Annotated in this window: 23 protein-coding genes; 16 read left to right on the top strand and 7 right to left on the bottom strand. The window is 43.9% G+C overall.

Annotated elements, in window-relative coordinates; all coding sequences use genetic code 11:
• Positions 1-9: 9 nt before the first annotated feature.
• Positions 10-612: an NUDIX domain-containing protein gene (locus L1271_RS20670; RefSeq protein WP_235368689.1), complete on the bottom strand. Its 603-nt coding sequence runs from the start codon at positions 610-612 to the stop codon at positions 10-12.
• A gap of 247 nt (positions 613-859) precedes the next feature.
• Here L1271_RS20670 and tolC point away from each other — a divergent pair, with 247 nt between their 5' ends.
• From tolC to L1271_RS20655, 3 genes are all read left to right on the top strand, one after another.
• The gene (gene tolC / locus L1271_RS20665; protein ID WP_010607703.1) at positions 860-2,206 is read left to right on the top strand and encodes an outer membrane channel protein TolC; all 1,347 of its coding nucleotides are present in this window, start codon (positions 860-862) and stop codon (positions 2,204-2,206) included.
• Positions 2,207-2,311: 105 nt separating this feature from the next.
• A complete protein-coding gene (lpxL, locus tag L1271_RS20660; protein ID WP_235368688.1) occupies positions 2,312-3,235 on the top strand; it encodes an LpxL/LpxP family Kdo(2)-lipid IV(A) lauroyl/palmitoleoyl acyltransferase in 924 nt (307 codons plus the stop codon).
• Between the two features lie 26 nt (positions 3,236-3,261).
• Positions 3,262-3,870, top strand: a complete 609-nt coding sequence (locus L1271_RS20655) for a TcpQ domain-containing protein (RefSeq protein ID WP_017217000.1) — start codon at positions 3,262-3,264, stop codon at positions 3,868-3,870.
• On the opposite strand, the gene glnE is transcribed toward L1271_RS20655, so the two are convergent.
• Complete coding sequence (glnE, locus tag L1271_RS20650) at positions 3,867-6,662, bottom strand: bifunctional [glutamate--ammonia ligase]-adenylyl-L-tyrosine phosphorylase/[glutamate--ammonia-ligase] adenylyltransferase (RefSeq protein ID WP_235368687.1); 2,796 nt, start codon at positions 6,660-6,662, stop codon at positions 3,867-3,869. The genes L1271_RS20655 and glnE overlap by 4 nt on opposite strands.
• Positions 6,663-6,741: 79 nt before the next feature.
• On the opposite strand from glnE, the gene L1271_RS20645 reads away from it, so the two are divergent.
• From L1271_RS20645 to ruvX, 6 genes are all read left to right on the top strand, one after another.
• Positions 6,742-7,635 (top strand): DUF350 domain-containing protein, encoded by an 894-nt coding sequence (locus L1271_RS20645; protein ID WP_235368686.1) that lies wholly within the window; start codon positions 6,742-6,744, stop codon positions 7,633-7,635.
• 11 nt (positions 7,636-7,646) lie between these two features.
• Positions 7,647-8,144, top strand: a complete 498-nt coding sequence (locus L1271_RS20640) for a hypothetical protein (RefSeq protein ID WP_010607708.1) — start codon at positions 7,647-7,649, stop codon at positions 8,142-8,144.
• 62 nt (positions 8,145-8,206) lie between these two features.
• On the top strand, positions 8,207-8,941 hold the full coding sequence (gene rsmE, locus L1271_RS20635) for a 16S rRNA (uracil(1498)-N(3))-methyltransferase (RefSeq protein WP_235368685.1): 735 nt from the start codon (positions 8,207-8,209) through the stop codon (positions 8,939-8,941).
• A gap of 57 nt (positions 8,942-8,998) precedes the next feature.
• The gene (gene gshB, locus L1271_RS20630) at positions 8,999-9,958 is read left to right on the top strand and encodes a glutathione synthase (RefSeq protein ID WP_010379037.1); all 960 of its coding nucleotides are present in this window, start codon (positions 8,999-9,001) and stop codon (positions 9,956-9,958) included.
• A gap of 19 nt (positions 9,959-9,977) precedes the next feature.
• Positions 9,978-10,535 (top strand): YqgE/AlgH family protein, encoded by a 558-nt coding sequence (locus L1271_RS20625; protein WP_010607710.1) that lies wholly within the window; start codon positions 9,978-9,980, stop codon positions 10,533-10,535.
• A 42-nt stretch (positions 10,536-10,577) separates the two neighbouring features.
• Positions 10,578-11,027: a Holliday junction resolvase RuvX gene (gene ruvX, locus L1271_RS20620; protein WP_102056175.1), complete on the top strand. Its 450-nt coding sequence runs from the start codon at positions 10,578-10,580 to the stop codon at positions 11,025-11,027.
• 308 nt (positions 11,028-11,335) lie between these two features.
• Here the strand turns inward: ruvX and L1271_RS20615 are convergent, their stop codons facing one another.
• From L1271_RS20615 to L1271_RS20605, 3 genes are read right to left on the bottom strand one after another with little or no spacing between them, the layout of a single operon-like run.
• Positions 11,336-12,223: a hypothetical protein gene (locus tag L1271_RS20615; protein WP_235368684.1), complete on the bottom strand. Its 888-nt coding sequence runs from the start codon at positions 12,221-12,223 to the stop codon at positions 11,336-11,338.
• Positions 12,201-13,322 (bottom strand): PilT/PilU family type 4a pilus ATPase, encoded by a 1,122-nt coding sequence (locus tag L1271_RS20610; RefSeq protein ID WP_010607713.1) that lies wholly within the window; start codon positions 13,320-13,322, stop codon positions 12,201-12,203. Before L1271_RS20610 ends, L1271_RS20615 begins: the two co-directional genes overlap by 23 nt.
• Before the next feature lie 14 nt (positions 13,323-13,336).
• On the bottom strand, positions 13,337-14,383 hold the full coding sequence (locus L1271_RS20605; protein WP_010379026.1) for a type IV pilus twitching motility protein PilT: 1,047 nt from the start codon (positions 14,381-14,383) through the stop codon (positions 13,337-13,339).
• A gap of 30 nt (positions 14,384-14,413) precedes the next feature.
• On the opposite strand from L1271_RS20605, the gene L1271_RS20600 reads away from it, so the two are divergent.
• The 7 genes from L1271_RS20600 to L1271_RS20570 all read left to right on the top strand — a co-directional run bounded on the left by L1271_RS20600 (position 14,414) and on the right by L1271_RS20570 (position 20,566).
• Positions 14,414-15,097, top strand: a complete 684-nt coding sequence (locus L1271_RS20600) for a YggS family pyridoxal phosphate-dependent enzyme (protein ID WP_010607714.1) — start codon at positions 14,414-14,416, stop codon at positions 15,095-15,097.
• 13 nt (positions 15,098-15,110) lie between these two features.
• Positions 15,111-15,932 carry a pyrroline-5-carboxylate reductase gene (gene proC / locus L1271_RS20595; RefSeq protein WP_010607715.1) on the top strand — a complete coding sequence of 274 codons (822 nt, stop codon included), beginning with the start codon at positions 15,111-15,113 and terminating at the stop codon, positions 15,930-15,932.
• A gap of 9 nt (positions 15,933-15,941) precedes the next feature.
• Positions 15,942-16,475 carry a YggT family protein gene (locus L1271_RS20590; protein ID WP_102056173.1) on the top strand — a complete coding sequence of 178 codons (534 nt, stop codon included), beginning with the start codon at positions 15,942-15,944 and terminating at the stop codon, positions 16,473-16,475.
• A 10-nt stretch (positions 16,476-16,485) separates the two neighbouring features.
• Complete coding sequence (locus L1271_RS20585; protein WP_010607717.1) at positions 16,486-16,920, top strand: DUF4426 domain-containing protein; 435 nt, start codon at positions 16,486-16,488, stop codon at positions 16,918-16,920.
• Between the two features lie 7 nt (positions 16,921-16,927).
• Complete coding sequence (locus L1271_RS20580; protein WP_174170327.1) at positions 16,928-17,521, top strand: XTP/dITP diphosphatase; 594 nt, start codon at positions 16,928-16,930, stop codon at positions 17,519-17,521.
• The gene (gene hemW, locus L1271_RS20575; protein WP_039494444.1) at positions 17,518-18,654 is read left to right on the top strand and encodes a radical SAM family heme chaperone HemW; all 1,137 of its coding nucleotides are present in this window, start codon (positions 17,518-17,520) and stop codon (positions 18,652-18,654) included. Before L1271_RS20580 ends, hemW begins: the two co-directional genes overlap by 4 nt.
• A 79-nt stretch (positions 18,655-18,733) precedes the next feature.
• Complete coding sequence (locus L1271_RS20570; RefSeq protein ID WP_235368683.1) at positions 18,734-20,566, top strand: DUF885 domain-containing protein; 1,833 nt, start codon at positions 18,734-18,736, stop codon at positions 20,564-20,566.
• Between the two features lie 155 nt (positions 20,567-20,721).
• Here the strand turns inward: L1271_RS20570 and L1271_RS20565 are convergent, their stop codons facing one another.
• Entirely contained in the window at positions 20,722-22,524 is a 1,803-nt protein-coding gene (locus L1271_RS20565) for a sensor histidine kinase (protein WP_235368682.1), read from the bottom strand.
• A 44-nt stretch (positions 22,525-22,568) separates the two neighbouring features.
• Entirely contained in the window at positions 22,569-23,957 is a 1,389-nt protein-coding gene (locus L1271_RS20560; RefSeq protein WP_235368681.1) for a diguanylate cyclase domain-containing protein, read from the bottom strand.
• Positions 23,958-24,488: the final 531 nt, after the last annotated feature.

Genomic DNA, 24,488 nt, shown 5'->3' with positions numbered 1-24,488 from the left:
AAACTGCTTCTATATCCGCGCTTTATTTAATGCCAACCATTGTAGACTAATAACAGTGGCAGCGTTATCGATTTCCTCATTATCAAGACGTGCAAGGGCTTCATCAAGTAGCATCACATGCACTTTAATATCTTCACCTTCTTCAGCCAGTCCATAAACCCCACTCGCTTTAGATAAATCAGCAAGCGCTAGATACAAATATAGTCGCTCTGTTGTACCACCTGGGCTTGATAAATAAGAGCGCATATAAATGAGCTTATCAAGCTCAAGTCCAGCTTCTTCTTTGGCTTCTTTTCTTGCAACACTCTCATAGTCTTCGCTCCCTTCTGCCATCCCTGCAATGCATTCCAAAAGCCAAGGAGAGTGTCTTGAAGCCAACGCTCCAATGCGAATTTGCTCAATAAGCAACACACTGTCTGTAACAGGATCATACGGCAATATTGCAACCGCATGACCACGCTCTAATATCTCGCGAGTTATCAGCTCTGATACACCGCCATTAAATAAGGCATGGGTAAATTGGTACTTGTGAATGGTAAAAAAACCATTGAAGATTGTTTCTATTGAAGAAACATTGACGTCGACTTTGTTGAACTGACTCAAAGGTTTCATAAAATAATCCTGTATTTTTTAATAGCAACGGTTTAAAAGCTAACCAATCGCCCTTATAGTAGGGTCATACCTGAATAAGTAAACGAAGTCGTTTACCTTTAACTTTTTCCACTTTACAATACCCAAGTGGTATTAATATATTCTGTTACACTTGTTGGCGATGTTTTACGCATTTGGTCTTTAATTGGGCCGCAAAAACAGGGTAACATGCTGACAGTATAAAAATTGTCTAAGGACTGAGCGAAAAATGAAAAAAACTCTACTATCATTAGTTGTTGGGTTGTCGTGCGCACTTTCAAGCAGCCTGTCCCACGCGGAAGACCTACTGCAAGTATACGACATTGCAACGGCTAACGATCCTACCGTATTAAAGGCTAAAGCGCAGGCTGATGCGCAAAAATATGCACAAGACCAAGCATTAGGCGTATTGCTACCTCAGCTTGGCTTTCAAATGAGTTATACAGACGTTAACTCTGAAGGTCCATCGAGCCAGCAAAATGACTCGACAGGCTACACCATGTTTGAGTCTGACACTGACACCTTTCAGCGTTCAATCTCTCTAAGCCAAACCATTTTTGATATGGCATCTTGGCAGGGTCTTTCAATTGCAGAAAAACGTGCAATGCAAGCATCGACTCAATATGAGCAGCAAAAGCAAACTTTGATTGTCCGTATCGCTGAAGGTTACTTTAATGTGCTAAGTGCGTTAGATAGCCTAGAGTTTGTGCAAGCCGAGAAGCGCGCTATTGAACGTCAACTAGAGCAGACAAAACAGCGCTACGAAGTAGGTTTGACAGCAATTACAGACGTGCATGAAGCAAGAGCACAATTTGACCGTGCAGTTGCAGACGAAATCATAGCAAGTAATGCAGTTGAAACAGCACGTGAAACATTACGTACGATTACTGGTAAGTACCACGCTAAGCTAGATAAGTTAAACACTGAAAAGTTCTCAACAGTTAAGCCTACGCAGAATACGAACGATTTTATCGAAATTGCAAAAGCGAAGAATTTAGACCTTCAAGTTGCAAAATCTGCGGTAGACATCGCAAAAGATCAAATTGATTTAGCTCAATCTGGGCATTACCCAACACTAAACTTAAACGCTACTTACTCTGATTCTTTAGCTGACAGTGCAGGTAGACAACATGCACCACGTAGCGACAGAACTTCGGTAGGCTTAACGTTAGACGTACCAATTTACACAGGTGGCCGTACAGTTGCAGCAACAGATCAAGCTCGCGCAAACTTTGTTGCTAGCAGCGAAGATATGGAAGCGGCAATGCGTAACATGACACGCTCAGTGATCACGTCTTATAACCAAGTGGTTTCAGACGTTGCAACTTACCGTGCGCTAGAGCAAGCGGTTGTTTCAGCAGAAAGTGCATTACAAGCAACTGAAGCGGGTTTTGATGTAGGTACTCGTACCATCGTTGACGTACTAGTCAGCACGCAAAACCTGTATAACGCGAAACGTAACCTAGCTGATATCCGTTATCGCTACGTACTATCATCGCTACGCTTAAAACAAGCAGCAGGTACACTATCTCGTACCGATCTTGAAGCAATTAACCAAGGTTTGATTGAAGGCTAAGTACTTCGATTATCACCTCTGAAAAGGCCAGCTATGCTGGCTTTTTGTATTTTTACAGCAATATAGATAAACTAGCCTCTTCAATTAAGTCTCAGGTATATTACTTTGGTTACTCACTCACCTTTCAGATGGTCATTCTTAGCACCTAAATTTTGGCTGACTTGGCTTGGTGTTTTCGCCCTGTATTTGATCTCATGGCTCCCACAAGGTGTTCAATTTACACTGGGTAGAGGCCTTGGACGTCTAGTTCATAAATATATGAAACGCCGCCGTCATATTGCTGATGTCAATTTGAAACTTTGCTTTCCACAGCTAAGTGAAGCAGAACACAAAGCTATGCTACTAAAAAATATGGAAAATACCGGCATAGCAACTCTTGAAACGGGGATGGCATGGTGGTGGCCAGATTGGCGCATCAATCAAGTGGTGGGCTCTATTAACGGATTAGAGCATATTGAAGCCGTGCAAAAGCAAGGAAAAGGGGTACTTATGCTGGTTCCCCATATGTTGCATCTTGAGATGGCAAGCCGAGTGCTAGGCACTAAAGTGCAAGGTGTTGGCTTTTATCGCCCACACAATAATCCACTTATGGAGTTTTTTATGACCCGTGGGCGACTACGCTCAAATGAGTATTTAGTCACTAAGCGAGACGTCAAAGGCTTATTGAAAACACTCTCAAGCAAACGCGTGTGTTATTACTTGCCAGATCAAGATTATGGCCGCAAGCGCTGTGAGTTTGCCCCTTTCTTTGCGGTTCCTGATGCAGCAACAACAACTGGCACTTTATTATTTTCTTCAAGCAAAAAGGCTGAGACTTTAAGCTTACACTGTACGAGAGACGCAAAAGGGATGTATCATTTAGACATACAACCTATTTTAGAAGCATTCCCAAGTGGCAATGATCTTGCAGATGTTACTCGCGTCAACGAGAGAATGGAGCAAGCAATCAATTGTGCGCCGGATCAATATATGTGGGTGCATCGTCGCTTTAAAACGCGACCTGATGAAAAGGCACCTTCGTTTTATTAGGGCCTAGAGTCTTGGAGTAGTTTGAAATGGCTAAGAAGAAAAAAAATAAATTATCGTCAATCTGGTTTTGGACTAAACACCTATCACTAGGTGTGTTACTCATTTGGGCTGCCTACTATTTTCTTTTTGGTGCCTCTAAAGATATGAACTTTAGGGAAACCACCAATGTTGCAGCGCAAGGCCTGTCGCAATTTTACGAAAGCTTTCGAAATAGCATGAGCAATCGTGATACCGATCGTGAAAAGTATGTTATCACACTCGGAAAGCCCACCTACCCTCTTGACGATGCGCTAGCACAAAGAGCGCTCGCAGTTAAACCATCTAACCCTAAATGGACCGGTGAAAAACAACCAAGACGCTTTGACACAGGCGATACTTTAAAAGATGTACTTACAAAGCAAGCCAAAGAAGAAGGTGTGGAACTGTTTTGGTATCTAGAGCGTGACTATGTGGTGAAGTATAACTTCCGTCTCGATACTGACTTTGTTTCTGCACTCTATCAGGTTGGAACGGCGATAAACGACGACTTTGAATTTCAAGTCTACACATTTTTCTGCCCGCGAGAGCGTGCTGCGGTTATCACAGAAAACCCACCAATCTATGTACGTGAAAACTGCCGTAAGCTAGCGGGTTAAGCAAGTACCCGCTGCCAAACTTGAGTGACTTGTTGTGCGTGTTGATCAAACGCTTCACGCCCAACAACCCTACCTAATTGGTTTAAGCTATTAAAATGATATTGATCTCTAAACAAACAATATGCAGAGATTAAGTGCTTCATTTCATCACTATCAATCACTTCAACTTCACCCGCTTGTTCTAAAATACGTATATTATCTGGATAAGTACAAAGTGCTGGATACTGACTGCTATATCGCAACACAATGTACTGACTGATAAATTCAATATCCGTCATGCCGCCAATTCCCTGCTTTAAGTCAAAGTGACTGTCACTATCTTGGTTAAGGTGGGCTCGCATTTTTTCACGCATATTGCGAACATCTTCCGCTAATTTAGGCACGTCTCGCTGCTGCATTAGTATTGCATGACGTATTTCCTCAAATCGTGCGGCCATTTTCGACTCACCTAACACCATACGAGCTCTCACTAGCGCCTGATGCTCCCATGTCCAAGCTTGCTCTAACTGGTATTGGTAAAAGCTTTCTAGATTGATAGCGAGTAAGCCCGAGTTTCCTTCAGGGCGAAGTCGAGTATCTAATTCGTAAAGCATGCCAGAGAGCGTTTTGGTATTGAACAAATGCATTAAACGCTGTGCCAGCTTCATATAAAACTGTCTTGAAGAGATAGCTTTATCACCCTGAGTTTGGCTTTCGCCGTCACGATTATGCACAAACACTAAGTCTAGATCTGAGTTGTAACCGAGCTCATATCCCCCCGCCTTGCCATACGCTATTACAGCAAAGCCTTTTTCTTCTATTGTTGCACCTTCAGGCGCACCAAAACGCGCCACCATATGCCCCCAAGCAATATCGACGGCTTTTGCGATAATCGCCTCAGCAAGCGCGGTTAGATGATCGCTCACCTTCATAATATCCAACACGCCAGTGGCGTCTGCAGCCGCGACTTTTAGCTGATGCGTTTGTTTAAATTGTCGCAGCGCTTCCATCTGTAGCTCAACATCTTGCTCATCTATACGTAAAAATGCTTGCTGGATCTCGTTTTTATAGGCCGTTAATGGCAAAGGTTTGTAGAGAGTTTGTGGGTCGATAAGCTCATCAAGGAGGATCGGGTATTTCGCAATATGCTCAGCAATCCACGCGCTATGACAACAAAGCTTGATAAGTTGAGTCAACGCACCGTGATTTTCGTAAAGTAGCTCCAAATATGCAGTACGAGACGCTACTTGATTGATCACACTGAGCACGCGAGCAAGCGCCGGCTCCATGTTTTGTTTACTAAGCTCTCGTAGCAAGGCTGGCATTAACTTATCGAGAATATCGCGACCACGAGTGCCCGCCTGCTTTTTACTTAGCCCTTGTTTAAACTCCATCAAGTCAGTTTGCCAAGTCTCAAAACACGGTGCAGCTCGGCACTGGCCTAGCTGAGCAATTTCTCCCGTTTGCCACGCGTAAACCGCGCTATCGTCTTCATCTAATTCTTCTTCAGGCGGTTCACCAATGACTTGGCTAAACTCAGCCCGGATATGCTGCGTCACAACCTTTAGCATTTGCTCGACTTCGGCGTAATTGTTACATTGCAATAAGTGGCTCAGGCGCAGACAATCTAAGTTGTTGTCGGGTAAAGTTTGCGTTTGTTTGTCGTCAAATGCTTGTAGATATTGCTCAACTTTACGCAGCACTAAATAGTTCTCATGCAGACGGTTTTTGACCTCGACAGGGACAATATCAAGCGCTTCAAGCTCTTCTAATGCCTGTAACAATGAAGGGGTTTGTAATGGCGTTTCGCGACCGCCGCGTATCAGTTGCAAAGCCTGCACAATAAACTCTACTTCTCGAATGCCACCAGCGCCCAGCTTTATGTTATTCGTTAAGCCTTTGCGTCTCACCTCTTGGGCAATCATGTTTTTCATCTTTCGCAGTGAATCTATCACAGAAAAGTCGATATAACGGCGATAGACGAACGGCCGAATTAGGTCGTAAAACTCTTGCCAATACGGCGACGGCTCACCAATTGGCCGCGCCTTTAACATCGCATAGCGCTCCCATTCTCGACCTTGATCTTGGTAATAATCTTCCATCGCGGCATAGCTCATTACCAAAGGACCACTATCCCCAAATGGTCTTAAACGCATATCGACTCTGAATACTTGGCCATCAATGGTAACTTGATTAAGCGCTGAAATAAGTTTTTGTGCCACTCTAGTGTAAAAAACTTGCGCCTCAATACTACGCCGGCCACCGGATGTGTCGACACTTCTCGGATAGGCAAAGATCAAATCGATATCAGAGGAAAAATTCAGCTCCTTACCACCAAGCTTTCCCATGCCTAATACCGTCATAGGTATCGAGTTACCAGCCTCATCTTTTGGTGAGCCTGATTGCGCTTCTACGCTTAAGTACGCCCATCGGTACGCATTTGAAATCAAGGTATCGGACAGCTGTGAAACATAGCGAATACTGTCATCAATCTCATTGCCTGCAACCAAATCCAGCCACATCACTTTAAGCCAATACTTTAAGCGATAGTGACGCAGCTGCTGCCAAGCTTGTTTTTCTTCAACCAATGGCGCGGAAAAGTCAAACACATCAGGACAGTCGCGTATTTGCATCTGCGTATCATCGAGCAACCAAGCTCCCCACTCAGGAAATCGTGCAAGTGTACGCTCGGCAAAATCACTCAACGCCAGTAACCGTGCCAGTTTGGGCTCCATCGGCGCATCACCATAAATCATTTGGTAACGCTCTTGAGCAAGCGTATTTAGCGCTGCTTGAACAAACAATTCCGACATAAAAAACTCCACGGTAGACTGGCTCTCTTTGTGAGCAGTGTTATAGTAACTCTATCTAAAACACAACCTTACACCGAGTATGAGTTATTTGTCTTTAAACAATATCAACTTTTTAGCGATTTTGATTTGCTTTGTCATTGTCTGCAGTTTAACTATTTTGCTGCGCTTAATGATCCAACGTAGCGCTAACAATCTACTGGATGACGAGCTCGCACAACGTGACAACTTTGCACTTGGGATCAGCTATGCCAGTCAAGTGACGATGCTGTGTATTTGTGTTGCATACTTATTCAATGACTTAGGCGTGGTGAGGGCGCAGGCACACCCTCTGCAAGTGGCCTTACATATAGGGTTGATCATTGCCTTTGTATACTTCGGCCAATGGATCCATCGCAAATGGATTCTGTATCAGTTTGACGAAGAAGAAGCGATTTTAAAGCAAAATATCTGCGCCGCGATGGTGGACTCCGGCATGTTACTCGGTAACACCATATTGGTGCTTGGTTTATATCATTGGGTGCACCCGAAAGGCTGGAGCGATCTATTAGTCGTAGCCCTCGGCTTTATGCTATTGCAGCTGCTTTATACGCTAGATAGTAAAATCAGAGAAAGTCGCTTTGCCAAGTTCAATCAAGGGGCTTCTTTACAACAAAATTTTAATCTCAGAAACACTTCGATTGGTATTCGGTATGCAGGCAAATCCATCGGCCTCTCTTTAGCCATGTATGCGGGGCTGCACAGCGCTCCCTACCATGGAGCAAAAGTGGTAGAAAACTTGTTTTCGGTTGTCATGCATTGCGGTGTAATGTGGCTTTTTCTTTACATTGGTAGTTACGTATTGCTGCATTTATCCTTACCTAAGGTCAATATTGGTCTAGAGGTAGACCACCAAGATAACGTTGGCATCGCATGTCTGGAGTTTGCGGTTTTCTGCTCAATAGGCTATTTACTTATTAACTTGTTTTCGGTGTAACGCAATACTGCATGAATGCTTTAAGTGATGGACTTTTACTGGTAGATAGCAATTGGGATTTTAGCCAAGAACTCGTCGAGCATTTGCAAAATGTGCGCTCTAGCCAAGCCAGTAATATAATTATCGCAGGTGACAACACCAAACAAATGCTAAAGATGATGTTTAAAGAGCAAATAAAAGACTACTGTTATTGTGACTTTGACAATGAAATCAGCGTCTCTGAACTTGCCAGCTATTTGCACCGTCATCATAACATTAATGCTGTGCTGCTCTATTCTCTGGACTATCATTTAGCTACCGAGGAGCAGCGCTTTATTTTTGATTCTCTTCACCCACACCGGTTTTTAATCGAACAAACCCCGCAAGGTTTTCAGATCACTAAACAGCACTCACAAGCATTAATCAATCACTTATCTTGTCATCCGGATACCGCGGGCCTCCCCGACCCTGACTTGATGCTTGCTAAGCTCACCGGGTTACTTTGCGGTAAAGCTAAAGTGGCAGGATGATGTAGACTAACCGTGCGCGAGCGCTTACCATTGCCACAAAACAGCAACTGAATAATCGAATTATGCGTATTCCACATATTTATCAAGACTCGCCTTTGGCCATTGGTGTGCCAGTTACTTTGGACGATGACGCCGCAGGACACATAGGCCGAGTGCTTAGAATGACAACCAAAGATAAAGTCAGCCTGTTCAACGGACAGGGCGGCGAGTACCTATGTCAATTAAGTGAAGTTGGGAAAAAGAAAGTCGTTGCTGTACCTGAATTATTTGAAGACAAAAATGTAGAATCCCCACTTGCCATACATCTTGGGCAAGGGATTTCTCGCGGTGATAAAATGGACTTCACAATTCAAAAGTCGGTAGAGCTGGGTGTGAGCGAAATCACCCCTTTGTTTACCACACGCTGTGGCGTTAAATTAAGTGGCGAACGTCTAGCAAAAAAACACCAGCAATGGCAAAAGATAGCAATTGCCGCGGCCGAGCAATCCGGACGTAATACCATCACTATTATTAACCCACCGATGGAGTTGTCTGAGTGGCTTGCACAGCAAAGCGACGAGTTAAAAATCACACTACATCCTCGCGCCGAACATTCAATAAAAACACTGCCGTATAGTCAGTCTGGGATCCGCTTTTTAGTGGGGCCTGAAGGCGGCTTTACCGATGAAGAGCTCGATGCTACCGCTCAACAGCGGTTTGTTGATGTCCGTTTAGGCCCACGTGTACTTCGTACAGAAACCGCAGCGCTAACGGTACTGAGCGCACTACAGCTGCAATTTGGCGATTTAGCACTTTAAATACACAGAGCAACCCCCATATCATGGGTAAACTCAGCAAGCGCAATGGGAGCGTCTATGACGATTAAATTAGGGATCATTTCCGATCCAATCAGTGGCTTTAACATTAAAAAAGACACCGGGTTTGCCATGATGCTGGCGGCACAGCAGCGCGGCTATGAATTGTATTACATGGAAATGAATGACCTTTTCTTGTACCAAGGCGTTGCCAAAGCGACCGCGGCAAAAGCGCAGGTATTTGACGATACTTCCCATTGGTATGAACTAGCTGAGAAACAAGAAATCGATTTGGGCGACCTTGACGTTATTTTAATGCGTAAAGATCCGCCTTTTGACACTGAATATATTTACGCCACTTATATTCTTGAGCGCGCTGAACTTGCGGGTTCGCTTGTGGTAAATAAACCACAAAGCCTGCGCGACGCCAATGAAAAGCTCTTTACGGCGTGGTTTAGTGAGCATACTCCAGATACTTTGGTTACGCGTAATCAATCACAAATTCGCGAGTTTTTAGCTAAACATGGCGATATCATTCTCAAGCCTTTAGATGGGATGGGCGGCGCGTCTATTTTTAGAGTGAAACAAGATGATGCAAATATTGGCGTGATCTGCGAAACGCTTACCGAGCATGGCTCTCGCTATGCGATGGCGCAAAACTATATTCCAGCCATTAAAGACGGTGATAAGCGCGTGTTAGTGGTAGATGGTGAAGTGATGCCGTACTGCTTGGCTCGCATTCCACAAGGCGGTGAAACTCGTGGTAATCTCGCGGCAGGCGGCCGTGGTGAAGCAAGACCTATTAGCGAATCGGACCGTAAAATTGCCGAAGCCATTGCCCCAACGTTAAAGGCAAAGGGCCTAATATTCGTTGGCCTAGATATCATTGGCGATAAGCTCACCGAAATCAACGTCACCGCACCAACTTGCGTAAAAGAAATTGAAGCGGCGTATGACATTTCAATTATGGATAAGTTTTATGATGCGATCGAGCGAAAACTCGACCATACTAAAAACTAACCATTAAGGGGGTCTGGTTATGAAATCACTCGCTAATCACTTTTTAGTGGCAATGCCCAGCATGGACGACCCTTTTTTCAATCATACGGTAACCTATCTTTGTGAACACAGCGAAGATGGCGCGATGGGGTTGGTGGTAAACCACCCTATCGATATCACCGTGGGCGAATTGCTTGATCAAATTGATATCGATAACGACAAATCTAGCCAAGCGGCTAAGGTAAATATCTACGCAGGTGGGCCTGTTCATACCGACAGAGGCTTTGTATTACATACGCCAAAGTTTGGTTACGCCTCAAGCCAAGAGCTTAGTTCCGAAATTATGATCACCACATCAAAAGATGTTTTAGCCTCTTTAACGTCATCACACTCTCCCGAAGGATTTATCATCACCTTGGGCTACGCCGGATGGGTAAGTGGTCAGCTAGAGAAAGAACTGAAAGAAAACACTTGGTTAGTCGTCGAGGCTGACCCCGAAATCATATTTAATACGCCACCCGAAAAGCGTTGGGAAAAAGCAGTGCAAATGCTTGGTTTCGACGTTGCACAATTAAGCTCGCAAGCGGGTCATGCGTAACTAGCCTGTCATTTTGAGCTTAGGTTAATAAACGAAGTATTCATGGAAATCAAAAAAGAAAAAGTGCCTAAAGGTAAACGTAGCATCATCGGTTTTGACTTTGGCACTAAAAGTATCGGCTTGGCTATCGGCCAAGAAATCACCGCAACCGCATCAAGCTTAGGTGCAGTTAAGGCAAACGATGGTATTCCAAATTGGGATGACATCGCGGTATTCATTAACGAGTGGCAACCTGATTTATTAGTGGTTGGCTTACCACTGAATATGGATGGTACCAATCAAGATTTAACATTCAGAGCAAAAAAGTTTGCTAACCGCTTGCATAACCACTTCCGGTTGCCGGTAGAAACACAAGATGAGCGCTTGACGACAGCTGATGCCAGAGCACGTTTATTTGAACAAGGTGGCTATAAGAACCTTGCAAAAGGTAAGGTAGATGGCATGTCTGCTTGTATCATTCTTGAAAGCTACTTTGAAGCAATGTGGGAATAGCTAGCCTAACTTTTGGGTCTGTTAAACTTTATTTTCCACCAAGTGGATTGATATTCATACACGGCATAGTCGGTGTAGCAATAACACACTAAAAATATCAATCTAGCGCCGACCTTTAATATCAAAAATTCAGTACTGATATTAAAGGTACGGCTAACTGTCTGTAAAAGTCCATCATATTTAACGGACTCTCAACGCTTTCAATCACCAGCAGTAAGGCAACTCTTATTCCTCTAAACACTATGGTGAAGTCGCCATTTTTGTACAGCTAGCAGAGCAACTCTAGCCACGAGCAGGAGTATGAATGACTAGCGGCTCTCCTGTACGGGGTTTACGACTTGGTACTTCTTCAAATCAGGTATTAACCCTGCTTGCTGATACGCGCTAGTGATCCGGCCTTGCTCACGTAGTATTGCAAGGCCTTTTTGTAATGCAGCAAACGCTCGTTCACCTTCTGGGTGAAGCCGAGACACCGCAAAATGTCTGCTGTCGTTTAACAGCACGACTAGATGCTCATTAGCAATGAGCTCAACATCTTCCAAAACAAAACGATTATCTAGCTTCGGCATAAGCGGCATCAACATAAAGTCGACCCAACCTTTGCTCACCATACGCGCTTGTGACATCCAATCGGATTCAGCATGAAGTTGTTTAAGCGGAAGTGACTCCAAGGTTTGCCAGTCGGTCTGCCATTTAGGGTTGGATACCGAAGTTAGCTGGGTGAGCCCTTGCTCCTCTTTTAGCTGCTTTACTTTTTGATTATCTATCCCGTGATAAATACCAGCAAAATACTGACCTTTTTGAATAACCGGCTCACTGATAAAAAGCAGCCGACCTTTATTTTCAAGGTCTGCTTTCCAATAGCTATCAAAGTGAAGCAGTTGCTCTCCTTTTTCAAGCAAATTGGATTCACGAAAACTGACGAAACCTGGAGTAAAGATAAACGTTTTATCGAAGCCACCTTTTTGCAAGGCTTGCTGTGCTACCACCATATCGACAACATCACGGCGTAAATACTGGCCACTAAAATCGGTAATTTTTGTGACGTCGCGTTCACCAACAAAACGTTGATAATCAGCGAGGACATCATCTCTAATAAAAACATTAAGTGCTTCGCTGGCATTAAGTACACCAGCAAAGCTCAGCACGAAAGTGAAGAATAGGTAGCTACGTTTAGTTCTTCGAATCCAACCCATCTACCGTAACCCCTTGTAGGAAGCCCGCACCTTTTTGTTCATTATTTTGCAGCTTGATCATCAGGCGCAGATCGTTTGGCGAGTCAGCATGATGCAGGGCATCGGCATAGTTGATCCGCTGCTGCTTATAAAGCTCAAACAATGCTTGATCAAAGGTTTGCATGCCCATGTCTTTCGATTTTGCCATTGCCTCTTTAATTGAGCCAATATCGCCTTTTTTAATAAGCTCGGCAACGAGTGGGGAGTTAAGTAGTACTTCAATGGCGGCTTCTCGGCCTTCGCCCTTTGAAGAAGGCACAAGTTGTTGCGCCACAATAGCACGTAAGTTCAGCGCCAAATCGTACTTCAGTTTATCGTGCTTTTCTTTAGGGACTAAGTGCATGATACGGTCAATGGCCTGATTGGCATTATTGGCGTGCAAGGTTGCAACGCATAAATGCCCCGTTTCAGCAAAGCTCAGTGCATACTCCATGGTTTCTTGCGAGCGAATTTCACCAATTAAAATAACATCTGGCGCTTGGCGTAATGAGCTTTTTAAGGCAGATTCAAAACTGTCAGTATCAATGCCCACCTCACGCTGAGTAATGATGCTTTTTTGGTGTTGATGCACAAACTCGATGGGATCTTCAATGGTCAAAATGTGGCCACGTTGGTTACGATTACGATAACCGAGCAGTGCTGCAAGCGAAGTTGACTTACCCGTGCCCGTACCACCTACAAATAACACCAAGCCACGTTTGGACATGATCACATCGGTCAGTACCGACGGCAAACCTAGCTCATTGACATCAGGAATAGCAGTAACGATACGGCGGATAACCATGCCCGCACAATCCCGTTGCCAAAATGCTGAAACACGAAAACGCCCGATATCGTTAGCAATCGCAAAGTTGCACTCTTTAGTGTTAAAGAATTCTTGCTTTTGCTTGTCGCTCATAATCGAGGTAACAAGATTCAGTGACTGCTCGGCATCTAAGCTTTCTTCACTTAACGCTCTAAGTTCGCCATCAATTTTGGCGCTCACCGCAAGCCCTGCCGAGACGAATAAGTCGGATGCTTGCTGATTTGCCATCGTTTGCAAAAACGGTTCTATATTCATCGCTACACCACTACTTAATAGCCGCTATTAAACTGATTTTTGTCATGCGCTTTTGCACGCGCATCTTGCTGTGTGATCAAACCACGGTTTAATAAATTTGTAAGGCATTGATCCATGGTCTGCATACCGTGCATTGCACCGGTTTGAATTGCCGAATACATCTGTGCAATCTTGTCTTCACGAATAAGGTTACGAATAGCAGGGATCCCGAGCATGATTTCATGCGCTGCTATGCGCCCGCCGCCAACTTTTTTCACCAGTGTTTGTGAAATCACCGCTTGTAGCGACTCTGACAGCATAGATCGCACCATGTCTTTTTCTTCACCTGGGAACACATCCACAATACGGTCGATGGTTTTAGGTGCTGAGGTAGTATGCAAAGTACCAAATACTAAGTGGCCTGTTTCCGCGGCAGTTAGCGCTAAACGAATGGTCTCAAGATCACGTAATTCACCAACTAAAATAACGTCAGGGTCTTCACGGAGTGCACTTCTCAGCGCCGCGTTAAAGCTGTGTGTGTCTCTATGTACTTCACGTTGGTTAATAAGGCTTTGCTTGTTGTCGTGAACAAATTCTATCGGGTCTTCGATGGTTAGAATATGGTGATGTTTGTTGTTATTAATATAATCCACCATCGCAGCCAGCGTGGTTGATTTACCAGAACCTGTCGGGCCGGTTACCAATACTAAGCCACGTGGGTTGTCGGAAATTTTGGTAAAAATGTCTGGTGCCCCCAAATCATCTAAGCTCAGCACTTGATTTGGAATGGTACGGAACACCGCAGCAGGACCACGATTTGAATTAAAGGCGTTAACACGAAAACGCGCCAGATTTGGCACTTCGAACGAGAAATCTACCTCAAGGTTTTGCTCATAGTCACGACGTTGATTATCATTCATAATATCGTAGATGAGGCTGCTGACGTCTTTTGCTTCTAACGGCGGGATATTCACCCGACGTACGTCCCCGTCAACACGTATCATAGGGGAAACACCCGAAGAAAGGTGTAGGTCAGATGCTTTGTGTTGAACACTAAAAGCCAATAATTCTGTAATATCCATTTATAACTCCACAATGAGCACTAGTACTATATGGTTACAATAGCAGAACGCTTAGATAACGCCTACGGCAGGATAGAAAAAGCCAAACAAAACTGTCAATTCAGCGAAACAGTACAATTACTCGCGGTTTCTAAAACCAAACCTATCGCCGATATTGAGGCTGCAATTGCGGCAGGTCAAACCCAATTCGGTGAATCTTACGTACAAGAAGCGGTTGATAAAGTTGCCTATTTTAAACAAAACAAAGCGCTTGAATGGCACTTTATTGGTCCAATCCAGTCCAATAAATCAAGATTAGTCGCCGAAAACTTCCATTGGGTACAAAGCGTGGATAGAGAGAAAATCGCACGCAGGCTAAATGAGCAAAGACCAACAAACTTAAAGCCACTCAAGGTGCTATTGCAGGTCAATATTAGCGGTGATGACAACAAATCAGGTTGTCATCCCAATGAGGTTGATACGCTCGCGCAGTTTATTAATGACTGTCGTCAATTGGAGCTTCGTGGCTTGATGACTATCACTGAGCAAACCGATGATAAACAAAAGCAATTACAATATTTCCAGCAAATGCGCGCTTGCTTTGATAGACTAAAGGACCAATATCAACAGCTAGATACCTTATCGATGGGAATGAGTGGCGATTTAGACACTGCGATTGCAGCAGGTTCCACTATGGTTCGCATTGGTACTGATATTTTTGGCAAACGACAGTGAGGTGAATAACACAATGTCAAACAAGACAATTGCATTTATTGGAACGGGAAATATGAGCTATGCCATTATCGGTGGCATGATCAAAAGTGGCTTTGACGCGCAGTCTATTATTGCCACCAACCGCAATGCAGAGAAACTTGCCAAAGTCGCAGAGCAATTATCAGTAAAAACAACACAAGATAATCTAGAAGCAGTCGCCGCGGCTGACGTCATTGTCTTGTCTGTAAAACCACAGATGATGGCCGAGCTGTGTCAGACCTTTCAAGATGCAGATATTGATATTAGCAATAAACTGTTTATCTCTGTCGCCGCCGGAATTACCGTTGCACGACTGAGAGAAATGCTCGGCCAACCGGTAAAAATGGTGCGCTGTATGCCTAACACGCCATCGTTGCTTGGACGCGGTGTGTCTGGCTTGTATGGCGTCGACATCAGCGATGAAGAAAAAGACTATGTTGAGCAAGTATTTTCATCCACAGGTATTGCCCTGTGGCTTGATGAAGAGTCGAAAATCAACGACGTTATTGCGGTAACAGGTTCGTCTCCAGCGTATTTCTTCTTATTTATGGAAGCCATTGAAGAAAAGGCTAAAGCCCTAGGTTTTAGTCCTGAGGAAGCCAGAAAGCTTGTGCAGCAAACTGCGCTAGGCGCGGCTGAAATGGCATTATCGCAACCTGAAATTAGCATTGCTCAGCTACGCGCTAACGTCACCTCTAAAGGTGGCACAACCCACGCAGCCGTTGAGCATTTAAAAGCACAGCAATTACCAAAAACCGTAGCGGACGCGATGGATGCATGTATCGCGCGCGCTGAAGCAATGGAAAAAGAAATCTAAAGGTGACCAATGAATGCCATGCAATTTTTAGTCGGGATCGTATTTGATCTATTTTTAATGGTCGTATTACTACGATTCTGGTTGCAGCTTGTCAAAGCGGACTTTTATAACCCGCTAAGCCAAGCGGTTGTTAAAGCAACCTCTTTTGCCGTGAACCCACTGAGAAAAATCATTCCGGGCGTGGGCGGTTTAGATCTTGCCTCTTTGGTGCTGGCATTCATTATTGGTTTTGCCAAAATGGCGACGCTGATGGTGTTATTCGGTGGTTACTTTGACGCTTTAGGCGCGCTGATTGGTGGCGCTATTACGGTAGTAAAAGAAGCATTTAGTCTGGTGTTCTGGATCCTTATTATTCGTGCCATTTTAAGTTGGGTAGCGCAAGGCTACAATCCAGTTGCCGCCGTGTTCGAGCAATTAACAGAGCCGATGCTAAGACCTATTCGTAAAGTGATCCCACCGCTAGGCGGACTGGACTTATCTATTTTAGTCCTAATTATCGGCATGCAATTTTTGCAGATCCTAATGATGGATTTACTGAGATAGGAGCATCCCAATGAAACCATTTATTATTGTGTTAATGATGCTGCTTGCACCGGGCGTATTCGCTCAAGATGAACAAGGCGGCCAATTTAAAGACTTAGGTCCTTGGGAAGTGCATTATATCGCCTTCCCGTCTACCTTTGTTCAGCCTACAATTGCAAAAGCGTATGGCTTAATTCGTAGTGGTAACAAAGCGATTGTGAATATCTCGGTCTTGGCCGACAAGCCAGGAAAACCAGCAGTTAAGGCACGCGTTGCAGGTAGCGCCAAAAACTTACTTGGTAAAACCGTACAGCTAGAGTTTAAAGAAGTCGTAGAAGGTGAGGCAATATACTATCTTGCCCAATTAGATTACGACGATGAAGATATTTTTCGTTTCGACATTGAGATCAGTGAAGGTAAGCAAAGCCGCAAACTCACGTTCTCACAAAAGTTTTATGTAGAGTAGAGAAAATATGTCAAATAAAGTGGTACTTGCCACGGGTAACCAAGGTAAAGTCAAAGAGCTTAGCGCGATGCTAAATCAGTATGACATTGAGGTATTACCGCAAAGTGATTTCAAGGTGCCAGAGGTTGCAGAAACCGGCACTACCTTTGTGGAAAACGCCATTATCAAGGCACGTCATGCAGCTAAGGTTTCTGGCTTGCCTGCCATTGCCGATGACTCAGGCCTTGAGGTAGACGCGTTAAACGGCGCACCTGGAGTATATTCAGCGCGTTATGCTGGCGCAAACGCCGACGACCAAAAAAATATTGATCACTTACTCGCAGCGCTTGGTGAACAAACTGAGCGCAGCGCCCGTTTTTGGTGCGTTCTAGTTTATATGCGCCACGCTGACGACCCTACGCCGATTATTTGTCAGGCAAGTTGGGAAGGTGAAATCACCACAACGCAACAAGGCCGAGAAGGGTTTGGTTACGACCCAATCTTTAAGGTACAAGGTTTAGACTGCACATCAGCAGAGCTAACCAAGGAAGAAAAAAACGCAATCAGCCATAGAGGACAGGCACTTAAACAACTCGTCAGTCACTTTCAAGGCCTCGCGTGAAACTACCTCCATTAAGTCTTTATGTGCACGTACCTTGGTGCGTGCAAAAGTGTCCTTACTGTGATTTCAACAGCCATGGTAAAAAGGGCGATATTCCTGAAACGGAATATATTCAACATTTGCTCCACGATATCAAAGCCGATCTTCACTATGTTCAGGGCCGCAAACTCAGTAGTATTTTTATTGGCGGTGGCACCCCTAGCCTGCTTTCAGGTGAAGCGTACCGCTATTTACTCAGTGAAATTGAGGCGCTAATTGGTTTTGAGGATGACATTGAAGTCACTTTAGAAGCAAATCCAGGTACAGTTGAGACAGATCGTTTTAAGCATTATGTCGCGGCTGGCATCAATCGTATTTCGATAGGTGTACAAAGCTTACAACAGGAAAAGCTTACTCAACTTGGTCGTATTCATGGCGAGCAAGAAGCGCTAAATGCCGCTCAAGAAGCACATCAAGCAGGGTTAAATAGCTTTAATCTTGATTTGATGCATGGCCTTCCCAATCAATCGGTTAGCGATGCCTTAAGTGATTTAGAAAAAGCCATTGCGATGGCACCGCCACACCTTTCTTGGTATCAATTAACCATTGAGCCAAATACGCAGTTTGCCTCTAAGCCTCCGGTTTTACCTGAGGATGAAACACTGTGGGACATCCAAGAACAAGGTCAGGCACTACTTGCAGAGCACGGCTACCAACAATATGAGATCTCAGGCTATGCCAAAGCGGGATTTCAATGTCGACATAACTTGAATTATTGGCAATTTGGCGATTATCTTGGGATCGGCTGTGGTGCGCATGGCAAAATCACTTTGCCTGAGCAGCAACAGATCTTAAGAACCGTAAAGGTAAAACACCCTCGTGGCTATATGGATCTGAGTAAACCCTATTTGTATGAGCAGTGGCATGTTGCAAGCGATGACAGACCATTTGAGTTTTTTATGAATGTGTTCCGTTTAAAAACTGCCGCATCAAAACAACAGTTTATTGACTACACTGGTCTTGAACTTAGCGCTATTGCAACGCAAATTGCTGAGGCCGTAGATAAGGGTTTGATTGAGGAAACCAACGATTCATGGCTAGTTACAAATAAAGGCCACCGATATCTCAACGATCTGCTAGAGTTATTTGTTTAATATAGAAATTATGCGGGTGACATTCACTGCAACCAGCATGAAAACCGCCATTCGGCAACATATAATAAAAGGGTATAAAATGCGTAAATTAACCATTTTAGCAGCAGCGGTAAGCGTCGCGCTTTTTGCTGGCTGTCAACAAACCACACACTCTCCAGCACCTGCTCCAAAAGCTGAACAACAAGTCGTAAAAAGTGAAGTAGAAAAGGCGAACGCACTTTTTGAAGCGTCGTTTACCCGTGGCGTAATGCGTAGCCCAGTTTACCAAACTTATATGGGTATCAAACAAGACTACGACAAGTGGGATGACGGCAGCGAAGCGCGCCAACTTGAAGATCTTGAACTGACGAAACAAGACTTAGCTGCGCTTAATGCAATTGATCGAAATAAGCTAGATGCCAATACGCAAGTGAGCTACGACTTATTCAAGCAAGGTCTTGAAAACACCATTGCAGATTTTAAATGGCGTTATCACTCATATCCGGTAAATCAGATGTATGGTACGCACTCAATGGTGCCTGCATTTTTAATCAACCAGCACCAAATTACCGATGTCAAAGATGCCAAAGCGTATATTTCACGTTTAAACGGCGTACCGGCTGTATTTGATCAGCTCATCGTTGACTTAAAAGCGCGTGCGGACAAAGGTATTATTGCACCGAAATTCGTTTTCCCTCACGTCATTGAATCAAGTGAAAATATCATTAAAGGTGCGCCATTTGCTGCGGGTGACGACTCAACGTTACTGGCTGACTTCAAACGCAAAGTAGCAACACTTGAAATCAGTGAAGACGAGAAATCAGCGCTGGTAAAAGAAGCAACAGACGCGCTAACAACAGCAGTAAAACCTGCTTATAACAAGTTGATTGGCTACCTACATAAACTTGAGAAAAAAGCAGACAATCGTGATGGTGCATGGAAGTTCCCTAACGGCGAAAAGTTTTATAATAACGCCCTAGCACGTACGACAACCACAGCATTAAGCGCTGAAGAAATTCACGAAATCGGTTTATCTGAAGTGGCGCGTATTCATGACGAAATGCGAGCAATCAAAGAGAAAGTGGGCTTCAAAGGCGATTTAAAAGCCTTTATGGAGTTCATGAAAACCGACAAACAGTTTTACCTTCCCAATACAGAAGCTGGTAAGGCACAATATTTAGCCGAAGCCAAAGCGATAATCGATAATATGAAGTCACGCTTGGATGAGCTGTTTATCGTTAAGCCAAAAGCGGACATGATAGTAAAACGCGTAGAGGCATTCCGCGAAAAATCTGCAGGTAAAGCTTTCTACCAGCAACCCGCGCCTGACGGCTCACGTCCTGGTGTTTACTATGCAAACCTTTACGACATGGAAGCGATGCCAACTTACCAAATGGAAGCCTTGGCTTATCACGAAGGTATTCCGGGTCACCACATGCAGATCGCGATTGCTCAAGAGCTAGAAGATATGCCTAAATTCCGTAAGTTTGGTGGCTACACTGCATACATCGAAGGTTGGGGCTTATATTCTGAACTTGTACCAAAAGAAATGGGTTTATACGAAGACCCCTATTCAGACTTTGGTCGCTTAGCGATGGAATTATGGCGTGCATGCCGCTTAGTTGTAGATACAGGGATCCACGCAATGAAGTGGACACGTCAAGAAGGTATTGATTACTACGTAAACAACACACCAAATGCTAAGTCAGACGCAGTGAAGATGGTAGAGCGCCATATTGTTATGCCTTCACAGGCGACAGCATACAAAGTGGGGATGTTGAAGATCCTAGAACTTCGCGAAGCCGCTAAAAAAGAACTGGGTGATAAGTTTGATATTCGTGAGTTCCACGACGTCGTACTGAAAAATGGCCCAGTTCCACTAAACGTGCTTGAATCATTTGTTGATGAGTGGGTCGCGAGCAAAAAAGGCTAACTCCTACTGCCAATGAACCGAATAAAAGCCAGCATGATCAGTCATGCTGGCTTTTTTTACTTTATTTACCTTACATAAGCTGTATTCAGATAAGCAAATCGGTATAAGAAATAACGGCCGCTAGAGCGCGAGTTGTTATCCCGCGCTCAGGTTACTCATTCTTCTATAAAATTAAACTCTGTTCCGGTTAAAATAATATGCAAGCAGGCACCGCCATGCGCAGGGCTTTGCATTTTGATTTCGCCCTTCAACTTCTGTGTTACTAAGTTATATACAATACTCAAGCCAAGTCCTGTCCCCCCCGAAAAACGCTTTGAAGTAACGAAAGGCTCAAATATAGCAGGCAATAGCTCTTTATCTATACCGGCACCATCATCTTTAAAATAAAAATGGATATAGTCATTAATTAACACGGTAGATACCACAATATTGAGCTTTTGCCCGTCAATCTTGGCGTGCTTGATGCAGTTGTTAATACTGTACCCAACAACTTGGCTAAACACCGACGGGTAGCTTATTAAAGTTAAGTTTTCGGGGATTTCGAGTTCAATGGCATAGTCTTCTTGGTTTAATTCTGATTGGTAGCAATCAAAGACATTTTTAACTAAATGCTTAAGGTTGAACGAACTCTTTTCTTCAAACTCTCGATTCACTGCCACTAGCTTAAAATCATCTACTAACGAGGCTGTGCGGTGGAGGTTATTTTCTAATAAATATAGCGCGGCTTCTGCCTCAGTAATTAGTGTCGTCAAGGTTTGCCGCTGTAACTTCCCAAGTTCAAGTTGCGATTTTAGTGTCGCGACTTGCTCTTTTAAATGCGATTGACTGGTAATAGCAACACCAAGCGGCGTATTAAGCTCATGAGCAAAGCCACTCACCATATTTCCTAAGCTCGCCATTTTGGCTTCTTCAATCAAACGTTGCTGCGCTGCGCTTAGGCGCGCAAGCAAGGTTTCAATAAATGCTAATAGGTCATCGAGTTGATGAGCAATTTGTGCAATCTCATCGTTACCGTCAATATTCACCCTTAAGCTAAAGTCTTCAAGCTTAGCAACTTTTACGAGTACTTTATTAATAGCCAGTATATGCCGTGTGACTTTGCTATTTTGATAATTCAGTAAGATAAGCACAGCAATATTCATCAGTACAATTAAAATGAGGCCATATAAAATGATACTTTCTTTACGTTCTTGCGTAACGGCTTGGGTACGGATTGATACCAGTTCAAACTGGCTTCTTAATTTTTGCTTCTCGGTGAATAGCTCCGCACGTACGCCTTCACCATCGTGCAAACCTAGCTTTCGCAAAATAGCAACATAGCTTGCAAAACCCGCTTCATAACGTTTAAGCAAGTTGCTTATCTCTTCACTAAGCGCACTGTCTTTGATTAGTTGCTCAGCATGCATGACAAGTTGTTCATGCTGCTGTAAATAACTTAAGTCAGCTCTTAACAAAAAGTCTTTTTCTCGACGCCTTAACTCCAATATGGCAATTTCCAACTGAGGCATAGCCTTACCAGAAATTCGCTCCTGCAAAGCATGGGCGCTACGTCTGAAATCACCATAAATACCTGCATTTTCGTCATAGCCGAGTTGCTCATGCAAACGGATAAGTTCGTCTAGTTTACTAAAGTAGGTTTTTGACAGTTCATCGAGTTGTAATAGCAAAGGCAGCAAGGCCTCTTCATTGGCCATAGAATTAAGCAAGCTACTAAAGCTATCCTGATAGCTGTACTTTAATTGCGGGATGGCAGAAACATCATCTTTTTGTGCTCGAATAAGAATATGCTCTTCTTGATCTATGGTTCGTTGTAGAGCGGTTTGCAGCTGAGTAAGTTGTGCGGTAAGGCGGGCACTACGACTCACTTCGTAATACAAAAACCAGCTGACAAAAATGATCACAATCGCAGAAGTCAACGCGGCAATTTTGAAAAATAGAACTGACTGCTTTAGCTGCACGGCACATTCTCACTTAATTGATACTCTGTAAGCTTAGTATAGTTCTATTGGGTTTCCTGATTTGTTTCCAAAAACTCACTTTCTTGTTGTCGTTGCGACAGGTTTTTATCGTAATACATACTGTGATCGGCGCGAGCCATGAGTTCCGAAACACTATCTTGATTTGCTGAAGGGAAAGCATAGCCAACGCTTACCGTCGCTTGAATAGTGTGTCTATCAACTTGTAGCGGTTGCTTTTCAACCTGCTCCTTAATATTTTTTATAATTGAGTTAACCAAAGCGTCCTCTGAAACTCTGTGCAAAATAATAACAAACTCGTCCCCCCCCAATCGCGCGATAAAATCATACACACGCACTGAGTTCATCAAAATTGACGAGACATGGAGTAACAGCTTATCTCCCACTTCATGACCAAACTTATCGTTTACTTGTTTAAAATTATTTAGATCGAGGTTAAGCAGCACAAATGACGGTTGCTCTGAACGACCAAGTAACGTATTGAGTTGTCTAATCGCATAGCGACGGTTGGGCAACTTAGTTAAATCATCTTGCAACGAGGCGGTATGTGCTAAGTGATACGATCGATAGAGCACTAATAACGAGAGAAACAATATTGAGGCAACAGCAGTAACCAAAATCTGAGCTTGTTGCCTTGCTTTTGCATAAGTGCTCTCGTCTATTTGATAATCAGCCACAAGCTGCCACTCACCAGATGGTAAGTTGATTGGGATGACTAAATCTGGAGTTTCAAACAAGGTAGCAGAGCCATAAAAGGCATCCCCCTGTTCACCGAGTCCATCTCGACCTCGAATCGCTAAAGTGGCACTGTCCAATTCGTTAATGCCACTGTATTCAAGCAGCTTCTGATAATCTAGAACCACACTAATCGCGCCCCAGTAGTTTTCATTCCTCGGATAATCCGAAAACACAGGAAACCTCGCTATCAACGCTTCACCGCCTTGCACTAGCTGTAATGGACCGGCGATAAATACCTTTTGAGAGGTTCTTGCAATTTCAACAGTGCGAAATTGTTCAGGGTTAGTGCGAAAATCGAAACCGATAGCCGCTCGGTTCCCTTCAACTGGATAGACATGACTAATGATATTATTTGGTGCGAGACCGACATGGCGAATCAGCGTCGACTTTTCAACGGCTTTAGCAACCACATGAGACCAATGCTCAATTGCAAAGTCAGGATCAATTGTAACAAAGGTCGCTAAACTCTCAGCCAGATAGGTGTCCATAAATATGGCGTTTTCAATTTTAGCGCGGACAAGTGAAATGTTAGACCTTACCGTTTCGGTTCTTTCGCTTACTTCCTGAACCACAATAGAGTGAGAAATAAGCTTTACCGCGTAGAAAGTCAAACTCCAGAACACGATGGTAAACAACGATAACAGCACTATGGTTTGCTTTTCTACAGTTACCTTCATCGCCTCTCTTGCCCAATAAAATTTAGCTGCCTAAATCTACAATAAACCAATTTAATTACAAAAGCATAGGCAATTTACCGAAAACCGCCAGTTTTGTGAGGAAGTAACTGTCAGTTTAGAATTATAGGTTGAATCGTGGAGGTGGCTTGATTTGTAGCGACGAATAGCACCTGTGATGTGACGCTTGCTTAAATCAATTCATCGAGATAAGACCAATTCGTCGAGATAAATCTCGACCTACAATTCGAGGCATAAAAAACCCAACCAATTGGTTAGGGTTATAAAAAGTGGTACCAGTGGGCGGGCTCTTAACCTGTATTAGCGCCACCCGCGTGGCGTCCAAGTCCGATATCATAATTTCAAAGCATAAATTTGAGGCATAAAAAAACCCCTGCTAAAAAGCAAGGGTTATAAAAAGTGGTACCAGTGGGCGGGCTCTTAACCTGTATTAGCGCCACCCGCGTGGCGTCCAAGTCCGATATCATAATTTCAAAGCATAAATTTGAGGCATAAAAAAACCCCTGCTAAAAA

Source organism: Pseudoalteromonas sp. OF5H-5 (assembly GCF_021530695.1).
In the GTDB taxonomy this organism is placed as follows: Bacteria; Pseudomonadota; Gammaproteobacteria; order Enterobacterales; family Alteromonadaceae; genus Pseudoalteromonas.
This window is presented reverse-complemented; position numbering and strand designations above follow the sequence as displayed.